Origin of the sequence: Thioalkalivibrio sp. HK1 (assembly GCA_000583135.1) — a bacterium.
GTDB lineage: Bacteria > Pseudomonadota > Gammaproteobacteria > HK1 > HK1 > HK1.
This window is the reverse complement of the sequence record JFBG01000003.1, coordinates 63,302-79,705: the sequence shown is the minus strand read 5'-3', so window position 1 is coordinate 79,705 and position 16,404 is coordinate 63,302. Positions and strand designations below refer to the sequence as shown.

Below are 16,404 nucleotides of genomic sequence, written 5' to 3'. Positions count from 1 at the left end.
CGCCCTCGACGCCATCGCCCTCGGCGCCTTCGTTCTCATCGCCGTCATCGCTGTCACTTTCCAAGTGACCTGCGAGATCGGCTTCCCTAAGGCGTGAGAGTCCCTCTTGACTGGCGCGGGTGATCTGTACTTGACCGCTGATGATGTCGGGAACGATCCCTTGAGCCTGAATCGAATTCCCGGACGGAGTGTAGTAGCGAGCGGTGGTCAGTTTGAGAGCGGCGTTGCCTTCGGTTTGGAGGATGGTCTGCACCGAGCCCTTGCCGAAGGTTTGCTCGCCGATGATGACCGCCCGGTGATGATCCTTCAAAGCCCCGGCGACGATTTCCGAAGCGGAGGCCGAGCCGCCATTGACCAGCACCACCAAGGGTTTCCCGTCGATGATATCGGTGGGCTCGGCGTTGAATCTCAGTTGGGCATCGTCGCGGCGTCCTTCGGTGTAGACGATGGTGCCCGATTCCAAGAAAGCGTCGGCGACATCCACGCCCGCCTTCAAGACCCCACCGGGGTTGTTCCGTAAATCGAGCACCAAGCCGTGAAGTCCCTCTTCGCTCTCTTCTTGGAGTTTGTTGATGCTCTGGATGAGGTTTTGCCCGGTGCGCACCTGAAAGGTACTGATGCGGACATATCCGTAGCCCGGTTCGAGCATGCGTGTGCGCACGCTGGTGATCTGGATGATATCGCGCTTGATTCTGACCTCGATCGGAGCATCGAGCCCTTGACGCACGACGGTCAAAACGATGGTGGTGCCGGGCTTGCCCCGCATCTTGTTCACCGCTTCGGTCAGCGTCAGTCCCCGCACCGATTTTCCGTCGAGGCGAACGATCAGATCCCCCGATTGCATTCCGGCGCGAAAAGCGGGGGTATCGTCGATGGGGGCGACGACCTTGACATAGCCGTTATCCTCCATCCCCACCTCGATCCCGAGCCCCCCGAATTCCCCTCGGGTCTGCTCTTGCAGGTTCTTCATGCCTTCGGGAACCAGGTAGGAGGAATGGGGGTCGAGGCCGGCGAGCATTCCGTCGATGGCGCTTTGTATCAAATCCTCTCTTTTGATCGGATCGACATAATCCCTTTCGATTCTCAGCATGACCTCGGTGATCTCTCGCAGTTCCGCAAGCGGGAGTCCCGGTGGCGGTTCCTCGCCGGTAATCAGATTCGGTGTCAATTTTTCGGCCAGCACCCCCGGAGCGATGGTCAGCACTCCGCCGACGATCGCGCCGACCAGCAGCAAAGGAATGGTCTTGGTGGATGTCATGTTCATAGCGATTCGCTCTGGTTGGCCGTCTTGCGAACGAGCGGGGATCTCGCCGCTCGAATCGGGTCGCTTCGTTGATCGAGAAGTGGTCTTTGTCGATGGGTGATCGAGTCGAAACATCGAAAGCGTCGGCGATCATGTAGCGTGATGGCGCAAATGCGCGCCGCCGACGATATCGAGATGTTCACGGATCCCCATCGCCGAGAATGGTCCGAAGGTATTTAATTGTCCGTAGGATACTCGCTCATAGCATCCACTTGCAAATTATCCCCGATCCATCGGGGGCGAGCGATGCCCCCGCCAAGAGGTGATATCGAAGGCGATCTCGATATTTTTCCAGTGAGATGCAAGCGGCGCTCGCCGTCCGATCCGCCGAATCCGTCGACGATAACCCCATCGTTCGAGATCGATCCCCTTCATGGCCTACGATCCTTTTGCCATATCGCTCGCTGCGCCGCCGGTTTCGAAAGCCGGGGGGTCTATAATTTCGCTTCCATCGCCGGGCCGGTCGTCTACGTCCGTCATTTTCCAATGTCGAGGAAGATCCGTGGATAGATTTCAGGAGTTTTTCTTGAACAACCAGTTGTTGTTCATGGCTTTCATCGCCGTCGCCGGAGCGCTGATTTGGACCTTCTTCCAAGGCCGGGCGAAGGGGGTGCGCAATATCGATCCGGCGAGCGCGACCCGGCTCATCAATCAAGAGGATGCGTTGATCCTCGATGTGCGCCCGGAGGCGGAGTTCCGTCAGGGGCATATCGTCAATGCCATCAATCTGCCCGCCAACGGTTTGGATACCCGCATCGATACGCTCAATAAATACCGAAAGCGCCCCATCGTGGCCGTTTGCCGCAGCGGTCAGTCGAGCATCAAGGCCGCAAGCGCCTTGGTCGCCAAGGGATTCGATAATGTCTACAGTCTGAGCGGCGGCATTCTTGCATGGGAGGGGGCGAGCCTGCCGTTGACGAAAAAATAATCTCCTCGAATGTGCCCATGATCCAAGGATCTCGGGCGGTGGCGCTTCGTTCTTTTCCTGGCCGAATTCCTCGTATGGACGGTACCCCCGTGATGGAGGTCGAATGCCTCGACAATTCGATATCGCGGTGATCGGAGCCGGCTCTTGGGGCACGGCCTTGGCCTGTTCGTTGGTGCGCAACGGCTCTTCCGTCGTGCTTTGGGGGCGGGATCCGGCGCTCATGGAGGCGATGGTCACCGAACGAAGCAACGAACGCTATCTTCCCGGTCATCGCCTTCCCGATGCGCTGGCCTTTGAGGTCGATTTCGAAAAGGCGGTTTCTTCTTGTTTGGGTATCCTGCTCGCCGTTCCCAGCCATGCTTTCGCCGAACGCTGCGCCTTGCTTCGAAGCGCGCTCGGCGAAGCGTCCTTGCCGACGGCGGGGGTGTTATGGGCGGGCAAGGGCTTCGATGTTACCGGCGGGCGTCTTTTACACGAGGTCGCCCGAGAGATCTTGCCTTCGAATCTCCCCTTCGGGCTGCTATCCGGTCCGACCTTCGCCAAAGAGGTCGCCCAAGGATTGCCCGGCGCGGCGGCGTTGGCATCGAGTCAAGAATCGTTCGTCGATTGGTGGGCCGAGCGTCTTTCCGGTCCGCGATTTCGTATCTACACAGGTTCGGATCTGATCGGGATCCAGATTGCCGGAGCGGTCAAGAACGTTCTGGCGATCGCGGCCGGGATCTCCGATGGACTCGGTTTCGGGGCGAACGCTCGGGCGGCATTGATCGCTCGCGGGCTGCGGGAGATGAGTCGCCTCGGCGAGGCCGCCGGCGGCTCGGCGCAGACCTTCACGGGCTTGGCCGGCCTGGGCGATCTCGTTCTCACTTGCACCGACGATCAATCCCGCAACCGGCGGTTCGGGCTGGCTTTGGCGCAAGGCTCGGGAGCGGCGGCGTTGACGAGCGAGCATCGCGGCCTCGATGGTCAGGTGATCGAGGGGATCGCCGCCAGTTCCCTGACGAGCCGTCTTGCGCAGGACTTGGGGGTCGAGATGCCGATCTGCGAGCAGGTGCGGGCGGTGGTGGCCGGGGAGATCGAGCCTTTCGATGCGGTGCAGGCGCTGCTGGCGCGGGATCGGGAGCGCGCATCGGCGACGGGGGCGTGAAAGGGCGGGTAGCGCTCGATGCTTCGGCGTTTCGGGTTGCATAACGGTCGATCTCCATCGATATCCTGTCGCCTTTTTACGCCTTGTCGAGCGGTCTTTTTTTGATACCGATCGGCGTTTTTTGCACATCCGATATCTTCGATCCCTTTCGATCTCTTTCTCTTTCGATCCCCCTCGATCCCTTTTCGGTTCTGGAAAAGGAGGCGATTTTGGCTCCCATGAATCACGCATCGACCGATGCTTCGCGCTCATCGGAATCGGAATCGAAATCGAATCCATCGAGCGCAAGTCAAGATTCGCCTTGCGATCCGTCGGGCGCGGCCTCGGATGAGATCGTCGAGAAACTGTTGCTCGAGACCTTGAGGACGATCGTCCACGAGCTGCACCCCCACCTTGCGGCGACGACGAGGATCACCCTCGATAGTGCCTTGGATCGTGATTTGGGGCTCGACAGCCTCTCGCGCATGGAGCTGCTTGCGCGCTTGGAAAAGGCTTCGGGGGCGGCGATCCCGGTGCAGGTCATGGGAAGCGCGGAGACGGCGCGGGAACTACTGCCGATCTTGCGCCTTGCGGCATCGGCCGCCGCCGGTAAGTCATCGACGGGGGAGGCGACGAGCGGTCGCTTGCCCTCCGCAGCCGATCGCCTCGCCGGCGCCCGAGCGGCCGATCATTGGCCGCCCTCGGCATCGTCCCTCCTTCAAGCCCTCGATTTTCACGTTCGGCATCACGGCGATCGGGTGCATGTTTATCTCGAGGGCTCGGCGGCTCCTAAGGGCTCGGTGCATCCCTTCCCGGTGCGCTTCGGCGATCTCGACGATCGGGTTCGTCGAATCGCCGCCGGGTTGGTCGAGCGCGGGCTGGAGCCGGGCTCGTATGTCGCCTTGATGCTGCCGACCGGACTCGATTATCTGTGCGCTTTTCTTGCGGTACAGATGGTCCAAGCGGTGCCGGTACCCATCTATCCCCCGGCTCGACCCAATCAGATCGAGGATCACATGCGTCGGCATGCCGCCATCCTCGACAACGCCTCGGCCAAGATGCTGATCACCTTTTCCCCGATCCTCGCCGTCTCCCGCCTGCTCGGGGCGCAAGTGGCGGGGCTGCGAACGGTCGATATCGCGGAGTTGATCGCAGCGCAAGGTCGCTTCGAGGGATCGCCGAATCCCTCGCCCGAATCCACCGCCTTCTTGCAATACACCTCCGGCAGCACCGGTAATCCCAAGGGCGTGGTTCTAAGCCATGGCGATGTGATCGCCTCGTTGGTGGCGATGGGGCAGGCCATCGAGATCACCCCCGATGATGCCGCGGTCAGCTGGTTGCCCCTTTATCACGATATGGGTTTGATCGGGATGTGGATGGGGAGCCTCTATTACGGATTCCCCTTGGCACTGATGTCCCCGCTCGATTTTCTCGCCAATCCCGAGCGTTGGTTGCTTGCGATCGATCGGCATCGGGCCACGATCTCCGGGGGACCCAATTTCGCATTCGAGCTTTGCGTGCGCCGGATCGATCCCGAAGCCGAGGAGATCAAGGCTCTGGATCTATCGTGCTGGCGTTTCGCTTTCAACGGCGCCGAGCCGGTGCAGGCGCGCACCATGAGACGCTTCGCCGAGCGTTTCGCCGGATCGGGATTTCGCGCCGAGGCCTTGGCCCCGGTCTACGGTCTGGCGGAGGCGACCTTGGGGGTTTCGATCCCCCTGCCCGATCGCGGCTTCAAGGTCGATCGAATCGATGCCCAAGCCTTCTCCCGGCGAGGCCGGGCGCAGCCGATCCTCGATGCCTTGCAGCCGGAATCCTTGAACGGGGAATCGCTCGCCGCCGGGATCGATGGGGGTGATTCCGCCCCCGATCCCGCCACCGAATCCACCGCCTTCAAGGTCGCCGAATTCGTTTCCTGCGGCCCCCCGATCCCGGGTTTCGAGGTGCGGATCGTCGACGAGCGGGGGACGGAGCGCGAGGAGCGAATGGAGGGATCGGTGCAATTCGCCGGTCCCTCCACCACATCCGGTTATTACCGCAACCCGGCGGCGACCGAGGCGCTTTTCGATGGTCGATGGCTGCGATCCGGAGATCGCGGCTATATCGCCGCCGGGGAACTCCATATCACCGGGCGCGACAAGGATCTGATCGTTCGGGCCGGGCGCAATCTCTATCCCTACGATCTGGAATCCGCGGTCGCCGGAGTCGAAGGGGTGCGCAAGGGCTGCGTCGCCGCCTTTGCCTGCCCGGATCCGCGCACCGGTAGCGAGCGCCTCGTGGTGGTCGCGGAAACTCGCGAGCGGGACTCGTCGAGGCGGCGATGGATCGAAGGCGAGATCCGCCGTGAAATCGCCGACCGAGCGGGATCGCCGCCGGATGATATCGTTTTGGCGCCGCCGCGAAGCGTCCTCAAGACCTCGAGCGGCAAAATTCGACGCCCCGCGATGCGCGAGCTCTTCGAGGCCGGAGCCATCGGGCGGGGAGCGGGATCGGTCCGTTTGCAGTTGCTTCGTTTGACCCTGGCGGCGGCCGCCGGTTTTTTGCGCAGGCAAGGGCGATGGCTCGCCCGGATGGCGTACTCGATCCATGTCGGGGCGATCGCGATCCCGCTCTTCGTACTGAGCTTGCCGCTATTCGCCTTGTCGTGGAATGTTCAAGCCCGCTGGCGATGGGGTCGTTGGCTGTTGCGCACCGCTTTTCGTGCCGTCGGCATTCGCCTTCGAACCACCGGGGGCGAGTATCTCCAAGAGGGATCGGTGGTGGTGGTCAATCACGCGAGCTATCTCGATGGCCCGTTGTTGTTGGCCGCGATGCCGGTGCCGATCACCATCGTGGCCAAAGCGGAGTTCACCTCCAATCCCTTCATCGCCAATCTATTACGCGCCTACGGGGTGGAGTTCGCCGAACGATTGGATCATCGAGCCGGGCTTTCGGCGGTCGAATCCTTGGCTTCGAGGTTGGAGCGCAAGGAGATCATCGGCCTTTTCCCGGAAGGGACCATGCATCGAATGCCGGGATTGTTGCCCTTTCGCCTCGGGGCGTTCAAGATCGCGGTCCAATCTCGCGCTCGGATCGTTCCGGTGACGCTATCGGGCTCGCGCTCGGTTTTGCGTGATGGGCAGTGGATCCCGCGCCCGGGGGAGGTGTGGTTTCGTATCAATCCGTCGATCGATCCGCTCGATCCCCGAGGAGGCGAGGATGACAAGGGCGAAGGAGGGGACGAGGAGGACGAGGGATCCGAAGCGGATACGTTCGGAAGGCATTCGCCCCCCGAAACCTCGATGCCCGAAGACTCGCAGTGGGCGCAAGCGGTGAGGCTGCGGGATGCGGCCCGGGCGGTGATCCTCGCCCAGTGCGGCGAACCCGATCTCGGGGCCCGGCACGATGTGCTCGGCGATCTGCTCGATTCCATCCGCAACGAGCAGACAAAGCGCCGGGAAAAGGAATGAATGCGAAAGAAGAAATGAAGGGATCCCTATACTTCTACCGTGCAAAAAAGGGCGATATTCATCGCCCCGAGACTCGCTCGATCGCCCTTGTCGGGGATGCTGTCTTCGAGCCTTCGTTGCCTCGATCGCAGATAACGGTATTTTCGGATTGCGAGATCGGGCGTTTTCGATCGTATATGGACCAAGGAGTTTTCAATCATGGAACAACAGATGGACGGGTCTTTCTCTCAGCTCATCCTTTTCGCGATCGTGATCTTTTTTTCGATCTGGCCCTTTTGGCGGATATGGAAACGCACCGGCCATTCAGGCTGGCCTTCGTTGCTGATCATGATCCCCCTCGTCAATATCGCCATGATCTATGTATTGGCGTTCAAAGCCTGGCCCATCGAAAAAGAGGCCGATGAATCGACGGATGGATGAATGGACGAGTGGACGAGGGCCGAGCGAAAAGACTAAGGATCGAGGATTTGCGATTCGATCCCGTGAAACGAAGATGGAATATCATCGCCGGGATCGTCGACGGCGCTTGAACGAGGGGCGATGATTTCGAAATCGATCGGATAAGACTTCGTTCTTTGTCGGTATCGACAAAGGAAAATCGCGCGATGATCCTGCGAAAGATCGCATCGAGAAAGATCATGGGGGAGGGAGTCGATGATGACGATGCGCACGGTGTCCTATACCCGCATGGACGAGGGGACGGTCGAGGATTATGCCTTGGGCGAGGAGATTGCAAAGCCCTTCATGAATGCCACCCCGGATAGGATCCTCGCCTTCATGGAGTGCCTGCACGACACTTTTCCCGGTGGCCGGATCGATCGCTATGCGCATTCGCTGCAAACCGCCACCCGCGCCGAGGATGCCGGCGAATGCGAGGAGTTCGTCGTCGCCGCTTTGCTGCACGATATCGGGGATTCTCTCGCTCCGCATAATCATGCGGATGTCGGTGCCGATATCCTGCGCCCTTATGTATCCCGCCATACCCATTGGATGCTCAAGCATCACGGGATCTTCCAAGGCTATTACTACTGGGACAAGATCGGCAAAAACCGATACGAACGCGAGCGCTATCGCGATCATCCCGCTTATGAGATGACGGTGCGTTTTACCGGACGCTACGATCAAATGGCCTTCGATCCGGGCTACGAAACCCGTCCCATCGAGCATTTCGAACCGATGCTGCGGCGGATATTCGCTCGCGTGCCTTGGGGGGCGCAGACCAAGGAAGACTGGCCGGTGGTGGATCGAGCCGGTCCATGAGCCTCGATCCCTTTATCCGACTCGCTTTCTTGCCGGGCCTGACGACTTTTAGCCCCATTGGCTTTTAGCCCACCGATCCCTAGCCCATCTCTTCGAGGATATCGCGCACGTTATTTGCGATCGCCTCCGGGCTTTCCTCCCCTCGATAGATTGCCCGCACCCGACCGCCGGGATCGATCAGATAACCGAAGGCGGTATGGTCGACCAGATAACCCTGTTCCGGTTGGCCCTCGGGGATGCGAAATCCGGCTCCATAGCGCTGCGCAACGAGGATCAGTTCCGCTTCGCTACCGGTCAAACCGATGAACTCGGGATCGAAATATTCGACATATTCTCCCAATCGCTGCGGGGTATCCCGTTTGGGATCCACGGAAATGAAAACGCCGGTGAAACGAGCGGCGTCATCGAAGGATAACAAAGACTTGGCTTGGCGTATGCGAGCGAGGGTCGCAGGACAAATATCGGGGCAAAATGTATAGCCGAAGGAAAGATAGAACGCCTTGCCTGCAAGGTCGTCCAAATGCAACCGCTCGCCTCGTTGGTCGGTGAGTTCGAAGGGGCCGCCGATTTCATAGTGCCCCAAGGTGACGCCTTGGCTCGGCTCGTCATCGGGGATCGGCTTGCGCACCATCGTCCCGAGGAAGACTCCCGCCAAGAGTGCCGAAACCACGATCGCTCCGATAACGATGCGTTGATCGTGGATGAATGACAATTGCATGCCCATCGGATTCCTCAGTGTGCACGGATCGGGTGTCGACAAGAGATCGACAAGATGTCGACCGAATTTCATCGAGGGAATTTTATTGAAATCCAGAGGTGTCGACGAAGATCCTTGCTTGTCGCCGAGTCCTCGCCGCCGATCATCGCAAGATCCTCATCTTGCATCTCTTGCCGGATCGGATAAGCCGGATCGGACAAGGATGATAAAGCCCGCTTGCCATCGGATTCGGGCGATTGATCGAAGATCGCATATTATTCGCAAGGTGGAGGTTTTTTCGCAAGCCTCTTGATGCCGCTGTGAGGGTGATCGCCTCGATAGATGGAACGCTTCGAGGGGGCGATGGTCTTTTCGTTCTCGGCATTGAAATCGCGTTTCATTTTTTTTGTAGGCAACACTCATTTTGTCGTTTCGCCTCCCGATCGATGGCAAGGTGAGGGAGATATCCCGAAGATTGGCTGTCGGCAGCCATCAACAAGGAGAAAAAGGATGAAAGCAATATCGAGGATCATGGCTCTTTCGACCCTTCTATTCGCAGGGTCGGCGATGGCGGACGGTCATGCGGGGCTGAACATGCCGCTAAGAGCCAGCGTCGGCATTCTCCCGATCCAAGGCGGGGAGTTCTTGTCGATGGTGTGCGAATCCGATAACCCTTGTCCGTTGTATGTGGATGTCTCGACGGTCAATGGCACCCGTTATCACGGGGAGCCGGAGCAAAGCCGGATCGAGCCGTGGGGCTATCACCTCGTGAGCGTGGACGATATAGCGTTCACCTTGGATGTTCCTCGTCCGGCGGGGGTGGTTACTTGGATATCGATACGTCTTCGCTCGACGGAGCCCTTGTTGGTGCAGACGTGGTCGAGCGCCAGCGGAACGCTGATGAACACCACCTCGGTGATTCGCTGATCGTCGAATCCTTGGGCCGGCGAGAGATATCGGCGAGCGGCAAAGGGGGAGGAAGAATCTCCTTGGCCGCTCGCCGCTTCGCTTTATCGTTTATTCGAAAAAGCCCCGAGAAACCCCGGCATCGATGCGATAAAAAAGCGTTTTTCGTGAAGTGCCGAGGTTCTCAAGGATAAAAGAACGGGGATCGAAAGGAGGGGCGAGGGCGAAATCTCGAAGGCCATATCGCCTTTATCCACGAGAACGATGCTTGTCGGGTGGTTGCTCCAAGGTGCAAGCGGATTCGATACTCGGTTTTTTCGGCGCCCTCGATCCCGAGAGATTCCCATCCCGAGATCCCCGATATCGATGGCGCGGGCCATGGGCGATTCATGCGAAGGACATAGCCACCGAAGATAAAGCGCCGATGCCGATAAGGGTGCCGAAGAGGTTGCCGAAGAGCCATCCGATCACGAGAATTCGAAGCCCTTTCGCCGCTTAGGTATAGCCCCCCGGCGGAAAAACAAGAGGCCGAGCGAAAAAGACTCGGCAAAGTGTCGGGTACGAAAACGCCATGAGGGCAGGGGATCCGAATCTCGCCCATCACGATTGCCGGATATTGTGGAATGCGATTGCAAGGAATTTCTCGTGGCCCTTTCGTGATCGCGATGGTTTTCACCTCGACGGCGATCGCGATCGGGGTGTCGCAATATGCCTTCGGCCATTTCATCGCCCCCTTGGAGGAGGAGTTCGGCTGGACGCGGACCCAAATCGGCGTATCCCTTTCCTTTCTCGCGGTCGGAGGGCTTGCGGCTCCTCTCCTCGGCAAGGCCATGGATCGCTTCGGCGCCCGGCCGATCCTCGTCTTCTCCCTCGTACTTTTCGGAATCAGTTTTTGCCTGCGACCGTGGATAAGCGAACTGTGGCATTTCTATGCGCTCAGCCTGTTGCAGTTCGTGCCCTTTGCCGGTCTCACGCTATTGCCCGCCGGGCGTTTGGTGGCGAAGTGGTATCCCCGGATACGCGGGCGCGTCATGGGCATCGCCACCATGGGCAACAACATCGGGGGCTTGATCATGCCGGTGTCGGTCGCCATTTTGCTGACCGCGATGTCATGGTCCCAAGCCTCGGTGGTCATCGGTTTCATCTCGCTGGCGGTGGCGGTGGCGGCCTATTACATCGTGCGCGAGGAGCCGCCCGCCGCCGATCCCCGGCCTTCGCTCGCAGGCAAGGAGGCGATGGGCTCCGTTGCCTCGCCCTCGCCGGAATCGACGAAGGCGTACCCTTCGGAAGATATCGATCATCGCACTGAGAAGGCCCGGGTTCGCCGCTCCTTTTTCGCCGTTCTCAATACCCTCGTTTTGGGCGCCTTCGCCTACAGTGTCTTCTTGCCTCATGTTTTCCCCCATCTGACCCAAGCGGGATTGTCCAAAGCCTCGGCCTCCTTCGCCTTGGTCGTCCTTGCGACCTGCGGGGCTTGCGGCAAATACCTCTTCGGTTGGATGACGGAGCGCTTGGGCGCCAAGTCGATGACGATGGTGAGCCTGATCGGCCAAGCGATGACCGGTGGATTGATCGCCCTCATCCCCTTTCTTGTCCAAGCCGGACTTGCAGGCCCGGGAACGGTGGCGGTCATCGCCGGGCTCTACGGTTTTTTCATGGGGGGCTTCGGGGTGCTGATGCCCTTGATCGTGCAGGAAATCTTCGATATGAAGCAGTTCGGCAGCATCATGGGCTCGATGCAGTTCGGTCAGGTCATCTCCTTCGGCTTGGGGCCGATCATCGCCGGACTCTCCTACGACTTTCAAGGCGGCTATACCCTGGCTTTTTCGTTGACCTGCGGTTTTTTCGTGATCGGAGCGCTGTCCTTGCTCCGGTGTAAAAGTCCGCAGCCATTGCCGGCGAAAGGGCAAGGGCTTTGAAAAGCGATCCTTCGCCCGGCCCCCTTCGCCGAAGGGCGGCGCCGCCGGCGGATGAAGCCCTCGGATCTCGATAAACGATCGATGCAAGATCGATGCAAGGAGCGATCATGAGTCATGAGTTCATCGAAGTTTCGATCTCGGAGAGGATCACCACCATCACCATTCGTCGGCCGGAGGTGATGAACGCCCTGCATCCTTATGCCCTGATGGAGATGGATGCGGCCTTCAACGCCTTTCATGAAGACGATGAGCAATGGCTGGCGATCTTGACCGGCTCCGGGGATCGCGCCTTTTGCGCGGGCAACGATTTGAAGTTCCAAGCCGATCACGGGGCCGAGCGGGTAAGAGAGCTTCGAAGCGGCCTCGTCGGGGGTTTCGGCGGGCTGACGCGCCGAGTCGGTTGCTATAAACCGATCATCGCCGCCGTCAACGGATTGGCTTTGGGGGGCGGTTTCGAACTGGCGTTGGCCTGCGATATCATCGTTGCCGTCGACCATGCCACCTTCGGGTTGCCGGAGCCGAGAGTGGGGCTGATGGCCGCCGCCGGCGGGGTTCATCGCTTGCCCCGGCAGATCCCTTGGCATGCGGCGATGGCGGTGATCCTCGCCGGCAAACGCTTGGGGGCCGCCGAGGCCCTTTCTTTCGGCCTTATCAACGAGATCGTCCCGAGCGCGATGTCCGAGGAAGGGGCGGAAAGCGATGGATCGAAGCCCAAGGACGGCGAAGAGAAGGGCTCGGCGTTGATGATCGCCGCCCGGCGCTGGGCCGATGACATACTCGCCGGGGCTCCGCTTTCGGTTCGAGCCTCCAAGGAGGCGGTGGTGATGGGCTCGGCGATGCCCTTGGAGCATGCCATCGACAGCGTCTTCCCCGTGGCTCGCCGGATGTACGAATCACAGGATTTGGTCGAGGGCCCCCGCGCTTTCGCCGAAAAACGCCGCCCGCACTGGCAAGGACGTTAGCCTCGATGCTGCTTCATCCGGGCTTCGATCCGGTCGCCATTGAATTGGGACCGATCGCCATTCATTGGTACGGACTGATGTATTTGCTGGCCTTCGGCTGCGGATGGTGGCTGGGGCGCCGGCGAGCGCGACAGGAGTGGCGCGGCTTTCGTGAAGTCGATGTCGACGATATCCTCCTTTATATCGTCCTCGGGGTGGTCATCGGCGGACGAGCCGGGTATATGCTTTTTTACGAACCCCTTCGCTTGCTGGAAAATCCGCTTTCCTTGCTGATGATTTGGCAAGGAGGGATGTCCTTCCACGGCGGATTGATCGGAGTGCTGATCGCGATGGCGTGGTTCGCGCAGCGGCGCTCACGAGGTTTTTTCGAGGTGGCGGATTTCATCGCGCCGCTGATCCCCCCGGGGATCATGGCCGGTCGCATCGGCAATTTCATCAACGGTAAATTATGGGGAGCGCCGTCGGATCTTCCGTGGGCGATGATTTTCCAAGATCCGATCGCCGGTGACATTCCCCGGCATCCATCGCAGATCTACGAGGCTTTCTTGGAAGGGTTCGTTCTTTTCGTGCTTTTATGGTGGTTCACGCAGCGCCCCCGCCCGCTGATGGCCGCCTCCGGCCTGTTCCTTGCGGGCTATGCGGTGGCCCGAATTCTGGTCGAGTTCGTACGGATCCCCGACGCCCATATCGGCTATCTCGCATTCGGGTGGGTGACGATGGGGCAGGTGTTGACGGCCCCGATGTTGCTGGCCGGGGTCGTGTTTTTGACGCTGGCGTTCAAAGGAGAAAAAGGGCGGTGAGGCAATATCTCGATCTGATGCGCAAGATTCGCGAGCACGGGGAATGGAAAGAGGATCGCACCGGGGTCGGCACGAGGAGTCTGTTCGGGGCTCAGTTGCGTTTCGATCTCGGCGAGGGTTTTCCTGCCGTTACCACCAAGTTGCTTCGCATCGATGCCGTGATCCATGAACTCCTTTGGTTCTTGCGCGGTGAAAGAAATATCCGCTCGTTGAACGAACGAGGGGTCCGGATTTGGGATGAATGGGCGGATGAAAAGGGAGATCTCGGCCCGATCTACGGTTTTCAGTGGAGGCGGTGGCCGACGATGAAAGAGGGGCGTATCGAGCATATCGATCAGATCGCGCAGGTGGTGGAGAGCATCAAGCGCGATCCGGATTCGAGGCGTCATATCGTTTCCGCTTGGAATGCGAGCCAGATCCACGAGATGGCCCTTCCTCCTTGTCATCTGCTCTTCCAGTTCTATGTTTGCCGAGGAAGGCTATCCTGTCAGCTCTATCAACGAAGCGCGGATATTTTTCTCGGCACCCCGTTCAATATTGCATCCTACTCGTTGTTGACGATGATGATGGCGCAGGTGACGGGGCTGGAGCCGGGGGAGTTCATCCATGTTTTCGGGGATGTGCATCTTTATCGAAATCACCAGGAGCAGGCCGATCTGCAGCTCGAGCGCGATCCCCATCCCCTGCCGCGCATGAAGATCAATCCGCAAGTCAAATCGATCTTCGAATTCCGCCGAGAGGATTTCGAGCTGCTGGACTATCGGCACCATCCGGCGATACGAGCGCCGATCGCGGTTTGAAAACGATACCGTGAATGATCGCAACGAGCCCCGGCTTTTGCGCGCTCGGCGCGGGGCGGACTCGATCGCATCGAAAAAAAAGAGGAAGAAAGATGGAACACCCCAAAGTCAGCCGGATCTATGCGGTCCATGCCGCGATATTTTCCGGAATGAAGGCATTTGCCGAGGGCAAGATGCTGGAAAAGGATTGTCCCGATATCGAGGTGGACGAGGCGATGGTCGAGACGATTACCAATACCGTCGAAGGGCTGTTCACCTTTCTCTTGGAAAGACTCGAAGAGCGCTCGCCGCCGCAAGATGAGGTATTCAACGAGATGAAAGTGGCCTTCGAGGAATATTCGTCGATGTTCGAATCGGGCGACGAGACCTTGCACTGATCGAAAACGCTTGGAAGACCCTCGAGAGCGCATCCGCCCGTTGTCGGGGTGGTTTTTTCGATGATCGATCGGCGGCGCTTTGCTCGCTTATAAATCCAATAACGATTCGATGGCTTCGAAGACTCGGTTCGGGGCCTCCAAGGTCGGAAGGTGGCCGATCCCTTCCAAGACCGTCAGCTGCGCTTTCGGGATTTCATCGGCGAGATAGAGGTGGCGGGAGACGGGGCAAAGACGATCTCGATCGCCGCACAGGATTGTGCACGGGAGATCGTATTTCGGTAGATCCGGGCTGTAATCGGGTCGATGCATCAGGGCTCGGGATTGTCTTTTGAAAACCCCTTGTCCGAGATCCATGGCCATGGCGTGGCAGAGATCCCGGATCGCCTCTTCGTTATCCGAAGATCCGGCATCCGAATCCTGCGGCAAGTAATTCGGGATGAATTCTTCGAGCATCAGGCGAGAGAGATCGCCCTCGTCCGCCGCTTGGATTTGCAAGGGACGGCGCTTTGCGATATCGGGCAGTTCGCTGAAAGGGTTGGTCGACATCAGCAAGAGATGGGTGATGCGTTCGGGAGCCTGGCGCATCAGCTCCATGGCCACGATGCCCCCCATCGAAAGACCGACGAGGGCGAAGGTCGCCGGGGCATCGGCCAATACCTCGGTGGCGATATCGCTCATCGATTCATAGCCGCCCAGATCCCCGATCCGATAATCGCAGCTCGATCCCAAGGCCTTGATTTGCGGTCCGTAAAGACGACCGTCGCACATCATTCCCGGTAAAAAAAGAATCGATTGGGTCATTTTGAAAGACCGAGAGCGTTCATCGGGCGAGTCCTCGATGGGCGAGCGATGGGACGGCGATCGTCGATTCGATCCCTCATTGCACGCTTGGCGATGTATTTGGCAAGGCCTCTCGCCAAGCGGTCCAGGTCGGCCCGGCGGTGTCCGTCGTTGCCACCACGCGATATAGGCATGCTTCGCCCTCGCCGCTCGGCGCCAAACGATAGGGCTTGCCGCCTTCGATCAGCATGGTATCGCCGGGATCGAGGCTCGCTCTTTCATCGTCCATCTCCACCGACCAGCGACCCCGCATCGGCATCAAGACCCCCGGGGATTGGTGAACGAAGGTATCTCCTCGGGCGCTTGCGCGCGCCAGGAAGTCGACTTCGAAGCCCGGTCGATCGCGCAGCAAGGCGTGTTCGCCGATAACCCCGATAGGGGAGTCGCTCGCCTCGCTCAGGGCAAGGAGGTCGAGATGGCGAGCGACATGAAAGGGCACGATATCGTCGGTGGCGGGCTCGGGGAAAGCGTCGAGCGCCTCGTCGGTCAATACCGGCATCGGTTCGATCCCGGGCGGTAGACGCTCGCCTTGCTCGCGATCGTAGACAATGCCGTTCTCACCTAAGATCATGCCGTGCTTCGCCGCCTCCTCGATCACCTCCGGAGCCCAGATCACCCCGCCCCCGGCATCGTCCCCACCCAGGATCGACATGATCATCCCGTAATCGGCGCCGATATTTTCGAATCCCCTAAAGATGCCGGTCGGGATATTGAAGATATCCCCTTCATCGAGGACGACCTCTCCGGCGTCGCCCCGTCGCCCCCAGAAAAACCGCCATCGACCCTCGAGGACGAAGAAGACTTCCGCCGTTCGGTGGGCATGCAGGCTGTTGCGGCAGCCGGGAGGCTGCCCGGCGGCGCCGATATTGAACCCCGGGGTCTTTCGAATATGGATATGCTGATCCGGATTTTCCGATACCCCGGCCCCGATGATGGTGAAGTTATCCTTTCGATCCGATCCCGGGGTATGGGCGTCGATGAAGGCGCTCTTGCAGGGCTTGAGATCCCGATAGCGCACGATGGTGTGATCAAGTCCCATG

The 16,404-nt window shown here is 59.6% G+C and carries 16 protein-coding genes; 11 read left to right on the top strand and 5 right to left on the bottom strand.

Annotated features, from left to right (window positions below; all coding sequences use genetic code 11):
- On the bottom strand, positions 1–1,258 hold a 1,258-nt coding region (locus tag BF99_RS0101280), incomplete at its 3' end, for a S41 family peptidase (protein ID WP_025769423.1).
- A 264-nt stretch (positions 1,259–1,522) separates the two neighbouring features.
- On the bottom strand, positions 1,523–1,678 hold the full coding sequence (locus BF99_RS22730) for a hypothetical protein (RefSeq protein WP_156013112.1): 156 nt from the start codon (positions 1,676–1,678) through the stop codon (positions 1,523–1,525).
- 127 nt (positions 1,679–1,805) lie between these two features.
- Between BF99_RS22730 and BF99_RS0101265 the strand changes: the two genes are divergently transcribed.
- The 5 genes from BF99_RS0101265 (at position 1,806) to BF99_RS0101235 (ending at position 8,063) form a co-directional block, all read left to right on the top strand.
- Positions 1,806–2,231, top strand: a complete 426-nt coding sequence (locus BF99_RS0101265; protein WP_025769422.1) for a rhodanese-like domain-containing protein — start codon at positions 1,806–1,808, stop codon at positions 2,229–2,231.
- A gap of 103 nt (positions 2,232–2,334) precedes the next feature.
- The gene (locus BF99_RS0101260) at positions 2,335–3,375 is read left to right on the top strand and encodes an NAD(P)H-dependent glycerol-3-phosphate dehydrogenase (protein WP_025769421.1); all 1,041 of its coding nucleotides are present in this window, start codon (positions 2,335–2,337) and stop codon (positions 3,373–3,375) included.
- A 218-nt stretch (positions 3,376–3,593) separates the two neighbouring features.
- Positions 3,594–6,803 carry an AMP-binding protein gene (locus tag BF99_RS0101255; protein WP_156013111.1) on the top strand — a complete coding sequence of 1,070 codons (3,210 nt, stop codon included), beginning with the start codon at positions 3,594–3,596 and terminating at the stop codon, positions 6,801–6,803.
- Positions 6,804–7,001: 198 nt separating this feature from the next.
- The gene (locus tag BF99_RS0101245; protein WP_025769419.1) at positions 7,002–7,223 is read left to right on the top strand and encodes a hypothetical protein; all 222 of its coding nucleotides are present in this window, start codon (positions 7,002–7,004) and stop codon (positions 7,221–7,223) included.
- A 234-nt stretch (positions 7,224–7,457) separates the two neighbouring features.
- A complete protein-coding gene (locus BF99_RS0101235; RefSeq protein ID WP_197018996.1) occupies positions 7,458–8,063 on the top strand; it encodes an HD domain-containing protein in 606 nt (201 codons plus the stop codon).
- 79 nt (positions 8,064–8,142) lie between these two features.
- Here the strand turns inward: BF99_RS0101235 and BF99_RS19925 are convergent, their stop codons facing one another.
- Positions 8,143–8,781: an SCO family protein gene (locus BF99_RS19925; RefSeq protein ID WP_197018995.1), complete on the bottom strand. Its 639-nt coding sequence runs from the start codon at positions 8,779–8,781 to the stop codon at positions 8,143–8,145.
- Positions 8,782–9,270: 489 nt separating this feature from the next.
- On the opposite strand from BF99_RS19925, the gene BF99_RS0101215 reads away from it, so the two are divergent.
- The 6 genes from BF99_RS0101215 (at position 9,271) to BF99_RS0101180 (ending at position 14,524) form a co-directional block, all read left to right on the top strand.
- Positions 9,271–9,687, top strand: a complete 417-nt coding sequence (locus BF99_RS0101215) for a hypothetical protein (protein ID WP_156013110.1) — start codon at positions 9,271–9,273, stop codon at positions 9,685–9,687.
- 602 nt (positions 9,688–10,289) lie between these two features.
- Positions 10,290–11,585: an MFS transporter gene (locus BF99_RS0101200; RefSeq protein WP_025769414.1), complete on the top strand. Its 1,296-nt coding sequence runs from the start codon at positions 10,290–10,292 to the stop codon at positions 11,583–11,585.
- 107 nt (positions 11,586–11,692) lie between these two features.
- Positions 11,693–12,547 carry an enoyl-CoA hydratase-related protein gene (locus tag BF99_RS0101195; protein ID WP_025769413.1) on the top strand — a complete coding sequence of 285 codons (855 nt, stop codon included), beginning with the start codon at positions 11,693–11,695 and terminating at the stop codon, positions 12,545–12,547.
- 5 nt (positions 12,548–12,552) lie between these two features.
- Complete coding sequence (lgt, locus tag BF99_RS23220; protein ID WP_025769412.1) at positions 12,553–13,347, top strand: prolipoprotein diacylglyceryl transferase; 795 nt, start codon at positions 12,553–12,555, stop codon at positions 13,345–13,347.
- On the top strand, positions 13,344–14,147 hold the full coding sequence (locus tag BF99_RS0101185) for a thymidylate synthase (RefSeq protein WP_025769411.1): 804 nt from the start codon (positions 13,344–13,346) through the stop codon (positions 14,145–14,147). The genes lgt and BF99_RS0101185 overlap by 4 nt, the downstream gene beginning before the upstream one ends.
- Before the next feature lie 92 nt (positions 14,148–14,239).
- Positions 14,240–14,524 (top strand): hypothetical protein, encoded by a 285-nt coding sequence (locus BF99_RS0101180; protein ID WP_156013108.1) that lies wholly within the window; start codon positions 14,240–14,242, stop codon positions 14,522–14,524.
- Positions 14,525–14,611: 87 nt separating this feature from the next.
- Here BF99_RS0101180 and BF99_RS0101175 read toward each other — a convergent pair whose 3' ends face one another.
- Complete coding sequence (locus BF99_RS0101175; RefSeq protein WP_025769409.1) at positions 14,612–15,325, bottom strand: alpha/beta fold hydrolase; 714 nt, start codon at positions 15,323–15,325, stop codon at positions 14,612–14,614.
- A 76-nt stretch (positions 15,326–15,401) separates the two neighbouring features.
- A complete protein-coding gene (locus tag BF99_RS0101170) occupies positions 15,402–16,403 on the bottom strand; it encodes a cupin domain-containing protein (protein WP_197018993.1) in 1,002 nt (333 codons plus the stop codon).
- Between the last annotated feature and the right edge of the window lies 1 nt (position 16,404).